The sequence below is a fragment of the Pseudomonas sp. GM24 genome, from assembly GCF_000282235.1.
GTDB lineage: Bacteria > Pseudomonadota > Gammaproteobacteria > Pseudomonadales > Pseudomonadaceae > Aquipseudomonas.
In genome coordinates this window covers 25,367-32,139 of sequence record NZ_AKJR01000214.1, presented here as the reverse complement: position 1 = coordinate 32,139, position 6,773 = coordinate 25,367, and the positions used below count along the sequence as shown (strand labels likewise).

The window sequence follows — 6,773 nt, the reverse complement described above, 5'->3', positions numbered from 1 at the left end:
TGATCTTTCAGGCAGACAAAAAAAATCCCCGAACCAGTCGGGGATTTTTTATGTTCGATCAATCAGCCCAAGGGCGGATCAATCTTCGCGGTAGCGACGCAGTTTCAGCTGCTTACCGGCAACGCGAGTGTCCTTCAGTTTGGTCAGGAGTTTGTCCAGACCATCTTCCGGCAGCTCGACGAGGCTGAAGCTGTCACGCACCTGGATGCGACCGATCGCTTCACGGGCCAGACCGCCTTCGTTGAGGATGGCGCCCAGCAGGTTTTTCGCAGCGATACCATCACGCGCACCCAGCGCGGTACGGCAACGAGCACGGCCTTCGCCCAAAGGCATTGGCGCGCGACGCTCGCGGTCACCACGATCAGGACGATCACCGGTGCGCTCAGGACGGTCGCCACGCGGTGCGTTGTTCGGCACCAGTGGACGTTCCTTCTCGATCGCAGCCAGGTTCAGCGCTTGACCGTTGGTGGCTTTGCGCAGCAGCGCAGCAGCCAGAGCACGCGGAGTGCAGCCGATGTCTGCAGTCAGACGATCGAGCAGATCACCGTGAGTCGATTCGGCATCAGCGACCAGCGGCGACAGGCTGTTGGTCAGTTTCTTGATGCGTGCATCGAGAACAGCTTGAGCGTCCGGCAGGCGAACTTCGGCAACTTTCTGACCGGTTACACGCTCGATCACTTGCAGCATGCGGCGCTCACGTGGAGTCACCAGCAGCAGTGCACGACCTTCGCGACCGGCACGGCCGGTACGGCCGATACGGTGAACGTAGGACTCTGGGTCGTACGGCATGTCAACGTTGAACACGTGAGTGATGCGCGGAACGTCCAGACCACGAGCAGCAACGTCGGTCGCAACAACGATGTCCAGACGGCCATCTTTCAGCGAGTCGATCACGCGCTCACGCTGGTTCTGGGCGATGTCACCGTTCAGCGCCGCGGCTTTGTAGCCTTTGGCGTCGAGGGCGCTGGCCAGATCCAGGGTCGCTTGCTTGGTGCGCACGAACATGATCAGTGCGTCGAAGTCTTCCACTTCCAGCAAGCTGAGAACGGCCGAAGTCTTCTGGTCAGCGTGAACCAACAGGTGAGCCTGTTCGATCGCGGTAACGGTCTGGGTCTTGGTCTGGATCTTCACGTGTTGCGGATCGCGCAGATGGCGTTCGGCAATGGCGCGGATCGACTGCGGCAGGGTAGCCGAGAACAATACGGTCTGACGGGTAGGTGGCAGAGCCTTGAAGATGACTTCCAGGTCATCCATGAAGCCCAGTTTCAACATTTCGTCAGCTTCGTCGAGAACCAGGTGGTTCACGGTCGACAGCACTTTTTCGTCACGACGCAGGTGGTCGCACAGACGGCCCGGAGTGGCGACAACGATCTGTGCGCCATTACGGATTGCTTTCAGTTGTGGGCCCATCGGCGCGCCGCCGTAAACGGCCACAACGGTAACGCCCGGCATTTGCTTGGCGTAGGTTTCAAAAGCGGTTGCTACTTGCAGCGCCAACTCACGAGTTGGCGCCAGGATCAGGGCTTGCGGTTCGCGCTTGGCAGGATCGATGCGGTGCAGGATAGGCAGTGCGAACGCGGCGGTTTTACCGGTACCGGTTTGCGCCTGGCCAATCATGTCCTGGCCGGCCATGATGATCGGGATCGATTGCTGCTGAATCGCCGAAGGCTCTTCGTAGCCAGTCGCTGCGACGGCTGCAAGAATATTCGGGTTAAGATTAAAAGCGGCGAATCCGCCGGTTTCCTGGGTCATGGGTCTGCCTCTAAGTGCATCCGCAAAGACCCATGCTCCAAAGCTGCGCATGCCGTGTTGAGACTCAAGAGTCGCCCTGGCAGCTTTGTCGGCGGGGATTTGCGAAAACGAATGAATGAAAAAAAGAATCGTCCGGGAAGAGCCCGCAATGCGGACGTGCAGCCGAAGCTGACTTCGGGAAATTGCGCTACCTAAACGCGGCCCGGTTAAAGGCCGGCGCGCACTATACCGGATTTTGCCCAAAAAGGGAGCTTTTTTTATCGTCAAAATACCTGTGTCACCGCTGTGTAACGGGGTTTTGCGGATAATCGCGCCAAGGTCTATTTTTCAAAGGCCCGGCCCTGCGGGCGATGACGCTAAAACGATTCACCGACCTGCGGCATACCGTCGCTGCACCCGCCCTTCCCGCCCGAGGATTTCGCCATGAATCAGCCCTGCCCCGGCCGCGTCAGCCGTGAACGCCGTGGTCACGTCCACCTGATCGGCCTTGATCGAGCGGCCAAGCGCAATGCTTTCGACCTCGACCTGCTCAATGACCTGAGCCTGGCCTATGGCGAGTTCGAGGCCGACAGCGAGGCGCGGGTAGCGGTGGTGTTTGGACATGGCGAACACTTTACCGCTGGTCTGGATCTGGTGAATGCCAGCTCGGCTTTGGCCGAAGGTTGGCAGGTTCCGACCGGCGGTTGCGATCCGTGGGGTGTTTTCGTCGGGCCTCGGGTGAGCAAACCGGTGATTGTCGCCGCGCAAGGCTATTGCCTGACCATTGGAATCGAGTTGATGCTGGCCGCCGACATTAACCTGTGCGCAAGCAATACCCGTTTCGCGCAAATGGAAGTGCAGCGTGGGATTTTTCCTTTTGGTGGCGCGACTTTACGTTTTCCCCAGATGGCCGGCTGGGGGAATGCGATGCGCTGGTTGCTGACCGGGGATGAGTTCGATGCGCACGATGCGTTGCATTTGGGGTTGGTGCAGGAAGTGATGGCCAGTGAAGACCTGTTGCCGCGGGCGATTGAGTTGGCTGAGCGGATTGCCCGACAGGCGCCGTTGGGGGTGCAGGCGACGTTGCTGTCGGCGCGCCAGGCGCGGTATGAGGGTGAGACGGCCGCAGCGCAAGGGTTGCCGGCGCTGGTGAAGAAGTTGCTGGCCAGTGAAGATGCCAGGGAGGGGGTGCGCTCATTGGTGGAGCGGCGACCTGGCATATTCAAGGGGATCTGAGAATTATGTCGCCTGTCAGGGCGCCATCGCTGGCAAGCCAGCTCCCACAGTGACCGAGTCGTTCACACATTTTGCGTACGGCGCGAACCCTGTGGGAGCTGGCTTGCCAGCGATGGGGCCAACACTGACGCCTCAGGTGGCCGGGCGAATACTGTTGATCAACGACTGCAACGAATACCCCAACTTCGGTGCCAGGGCTGCAGCCCGCGCAGTCAGCGCCTGCAGGTCCAGCACCTGATCGAGATCCGCCGGCACAATCAGAATCACATTGCCTTCCTTCACCGGCAGTTCCCAGTAATGCCGGTGATAGAGCCCACGCAACAACGCCGCGCCCAGCGGCTTGCCGTCATCGGTGGCCCACTGATTGATCACCAGCCAGCCGCCCGGATTCAAACGCTTCTGACAGTCGCCAAGAAAACTCCAGGCCAGATGCCCGACGCCAGGCCCGACATCGGTGTACAGGTCGACGAAAACCAGATCCGCAGGCTCGGCGGTCGGCAGCAGTTCCAGCGCATCGCCAACGCGGATATACAAACGTGGATCATCATCCAGCCCAAGGTATTCGATCGCCAGACGCGGCACATCCGGGCGCAACTCGATGGCTTCGACATCTTCCAGCGGCAGAAACTTGAGGCACGCCTGAGTCAGCGTCCCGGCACCGAGCCCGAGAAACAGCGCACTCTCCGGCTGCTCATGGCACAACGCGCCGATCAGCATCGCCCGGGTGTAATCGTATTCGAGCCAGCTCGGGTCTGCGGTAAACACGCAGCTCTGTTCAATGGCGTCGCCGAACTCGAGAAAGCGGTAATCGGCCACTTCCAGCACGCGAATCACGCCGAACTCATCCTGTACTTCGGCAAGCAGATGCTCGACGCGCTCCTCAGTCATTTCGTCTCCTGATGGTCACCGGGCGCGGTGACGCGATGGCACCGCTGTGGGGCCGTGGCAAAGCGGCGATTGTCGGCGATTGGGCGGGAGCAGGTCACGCACTAATTGCTGCTACCATGGGCTTCCCGTGCGTAGAACCAATTAGAGACCGTGATGAGCCAACCGTGGAGCCCTGACAGCTGGCGCGCCCTGCCGATCCAGCAACAACCGCAATACCCCGACGCCGCGCACTTGCGCCAAGTCGAGCAAACCCTGGCCAGTTATCCGCCGCTGGTGTTTGCCGGTGAAGCGCGCGAACTGCGCCGGCAGTTTGCCGAAGTCACCCAGGGCCGGGCCTTCCTGTTGCAGGGCGGCGATTGTGCGGAAAGCTTTGCCGAGTTCTCCGCGGCGAAGATTCGCGACACCTTTAAAGTGTTGCTGCAAATGGCCATCGTCATGACTTTCGCCGCCGGTTGCCCGGTGGTCAAGGTCGGGCGCATGGCCGGTCAGTTCGCCAAGCCGCGCTCGGCCAACGACGAGACCATCGACGGTGTGACCCTGCCGGCTTATCGCGGCGACATCGTCAACGGCATCGGTTTCGACGAGAAAAGCCGCGTACCGGATCCGGAACGTCTGCTGCAGTCTTATCACCAGTCCACCGCGACGCTGAACCTGCTGCGCGCGTTCGCGCAGGGCGGTTTTGCCGACCTGCATCAGGTGCACAAGTGGAACCTCGACTTCATCGCCAACTCGGCGCTGGCCGAGAAATACAGCCATTTGGCCGACCGCATCGATGAAACCCTGGCATTCATGCGCGCCTGCGGCATGGACAGCTCGCCGCAACTGCGCGAAACCAGTTTCTTCACTGCCCACGAAGCGCTGCTGCTGAACTACGAAGAAGCCTTCGTGCGTCGCGACAGCCTGACCAACGATTACTACGATTGCTCGGCGCACATGCTGTGGATCGGCGACCGCACCCGCCAACTCGACGGTGCGCATGTCGAATTCCTCCGTGGCGTGAACAACCCGATCGGCGTGAAGGTCGGCCCGAGCATGAACCCGGATGATCTGATCCGTCTGATCGACGTGCTCAACCCGGATAACGATCCAGGTCGTCTGAACCTGATCGCACGGATGGGTGCGAACAAAGTTGGCGATCACCTGCCGGCGCTGATCCGCGCGGTGCAGCGTGAAGGCAAGCAGGTGCTGTGGAGTTCCGATCCGATGCACGGCAACACCATAAAGGCCAGCAGCGGCTACAAGACCCGCGACTTTGCGCAGATCCTCGGTGAAGTCAAACAGTTCTTCCAGGTGCACGAAGCGGAAGGCAGTTATGCCGGCGGCATTCACATCGAGATGACCGGGCAGAATGTCACCGAGTGCATCGGTGGCGCGCGGCCGATCACTGAAGACGGATTGTCGGACCGCTATCACACCCATTGTGATCCGCGGATGAATGCTGATCAGTCGCTGGAGTTGGCGTTTTTGATTGCCGAGACGCTGAAGCAGGTTCGCCGCTAAGATTCGACATCTTTATCGCTTTAACTGGCCTCATCGCTGGCAAGCCAGGCTCCCACAGTGATCGCGTCGATCACAAAATATATGTACGACGCGGACACTGTGGGAGTCTGGCTTGCCAGCGATGGCGTAAGGTCAGTCGCACCCAATCTGTGCCAATGCCACCCGCAACCGCGCCGCACTCTCACGCAGACAATTGAGCTGCACCCGTTCCAGCCCCAACCAATCCGCCATCTGCCGCAAGTTCACCGCCAGCGCCAGCATCCCCTCCTCATCCAGCCCCGGCTCTTCCTCGTGCACCGCATGCACCGCCAACTGCCCCGCCGCCCGCTCGGCGCGTAAATCCACCCGCGCAGCAATCCTCTCGTTGTGCAAAAACGGCAACACGTAATAGCCGTAAACCCGCTTGTCCTGCGGCGTATAAATCTCCAGTCGATAACGGAAATCGAACAAGCGCTCAGTGCGGCTGCGCTCCCAGATCAACGAATCAAAAGGCGACAACAGCGCACTGGCCACAACCTTGCGCGGGACTTTCGGCTCCGGCAGGCAATAGGCGACCTGCCGCCAGCCGGCGACTTCGCACATCTGCAATTGCCCGGCCTCGACCAGTTCCGCCAGACGTGGACGGGCATCCGCCGGGTTCAGCCGAAAGTAATCACGCAGGTCTTTTTCAGTGCCGACGCCCAAGGCCTGTGCCGCGTGCAGCAGCAACCCTCGTTGCGCCTCCGCCTCGTCAGGTAAGGCTTGCTGAAGGATCGAAGAAGGAATGACGCGCTCCGGTAAATCATACAAACGCTCAAAACCGCGGCGGCCCGCCACTGTCACTTCACCGGCAGCAAACAACCATTCCAGCGCATGTTTTTCTGCGCTCCAGTCCCACCACGGCCCGGCCTTGTCTTCCCGGGTTGAAAGGCTGCCGGCGCCTAAGGCGCCCTGCTCTTCAACGGAACTCAACACCCGACGAACAACGTCCTGCTGCTCGCGACCGAATCTGGCCAGTTGCTGATAGATATCCTCGCCACGCCTGGCCCGCTGCATGCGCCAGCCCAGCAACGGATACATCGACAGCGGCAACAATGAGGCTTCGTGCCCCCAGTATTCGAACAACGAACGACGACGCCCGGAACTCCAGGCAGCCTGGTCGAGCAAATCGGAAGAATAGGGACCGAGACGGGAGAACAGCGGCAGGTAGTGCGAGCGCACCACGGCATTGACGGAGTCGATTTGCAGCACGCCCAGCCGTTCGATCAGCCGGTGAACGTGAGCGGCTTTGACAGTCGGCGGCTGGCGCCCGTTGAATCCTTGGGCAGCCAGCGCCAGTCGTCGCGCCTGTTTGAGGGAAAAGGATACTGTTGCGGGCATGAGCATCTCCTTGTCTGCTCGCAACCTACCCCACTTGAAGCTGGTTTGTGTAGCGCTCT

5 protein-coding genes are annotated in these 6,773 nt (G+C 60.4%); 2 read left to right on the top strand and 3 right to left on the bottom strand.

Annotated elements, in window-relative coordinates:
* Positions 1-78 precede the first annotated feature (78 nt).
* Complete coding sequence (locus PMI23_RS23245; RefSeq protein WP_007908612.1) at positions 79-1,752, bottom strand: DEAD/DEAH box helicase; 1,674 nt, start codon at positions 1,750-1,752, stop codon at positions 79-81.
* A gap of 423 nt (positions 1,753-2,175) precedes the next feature.
* On the opposite strand from PMI23_RS23245, the gene PMI23_RS23240 reads away from it, so the two are divergent.
* Positions 2,176-2,967 carry a crotonase/enoyl-CoA hydratase family protein gene (locus PMI23_RS23240; protein WP_007908610.1) on the top strand — a complete coding sequence of 264 codons (792 nt, stop codon included), beginning with the start codon at positions 2,176-2,178 and terminating at the stop codon, positions 2,965-2,967.
* Positions 2,968-3,099: 132 nt separating this feature from the next.
* On the opposite strand, the gene PMI23_RS23235 is transcribed toward PMI23_RS23240, so the two are convergent.
* Positions 3,100-3,855: a spermidine synthase gene (locus PMI23_RS23235; protein WP_007908609.1), complete on the bottom strand. Its 756-nt coding sequence runs from the start codon at positions 3,853-3,855 to the stop codon at positions 3,100-3,102.
* Between the two features lie 153 nt (positions 3,856-4,008).
* Here PMI23_RS23235 and PMI23_RS23230 point away from each other — a divergent pair, with 153 nt between their 5' ends.
* On the top strand, positions 4,009-5,355 hold the full coding sequence (locus tag PMI23_RS23230) for a class II 3-deoxy-7-phosphoheptulonate synthase (protein ID WP_003226774.1): 1,347 nt from the start codon (positions 4,009-4,011) through the stop codon (positions 5,353-5,355).
* A 132-nt stretch (positions 5,356-5,487) separates the two neighbouring features.
* Here the strand turns inward: PMI23_RS23230 and PMI23_RS23225 are convergent, their stop codons facing one another.
* Positions 5,488-6,714, bottom strand: a complete 1,227-nt coding sequence (locus tag PMI23_RS23225) for a winged helix-turn-helix domain-containing protein (protein WP_007908608.1) — start codon at positions 6,712-6,714, stop codon at positions 5,488-5,490.
* Between the last annotated feature and the right edge of the window lie 59 nt (positions 6,715-6,773).

Excerpts from the sequence above, each read along its gene's own strand:
- PMI23_RS23245 (WP_007908612.1), bottom strand. The coding sequence starts at position 1,752 with ATGACCCAGGAAACCGGCGGATTCGCCGCTTTTAATCTTAACCCGAAT.
- PMI23_RS23240 (WP_007908610.1), top strand. The coding sequence starts at position 2,176 with ATGAATCAGCCCTGCCCCGGCCGCGTCAGCCGTGAACGCCGTGGTCAC.
- PMI23_RS23235 (WP_007908609.1), bottom strand. The coding sequence starts at position 3,855 with ATGACTGAGGAGCGCGTCGAGCATCTGCTTGCCGAAGTACAGGATGAG.
- PMI23_RS23230 (WP_003226774.1), top strand. The coding sequence starts at position 4,009 with ATGAGCCAACCGTGGAGCCCTGACAGCTGGCGCGCCCTGCCGATCCAG.
- PMI23_RS23225 (WP_007908608.1), bottom strand. The coding sequence starts at position 6,714 with ATGCCCGCAACAGTATCCTTTTCCCTCAAACAGGCGCGACGACTGGCG.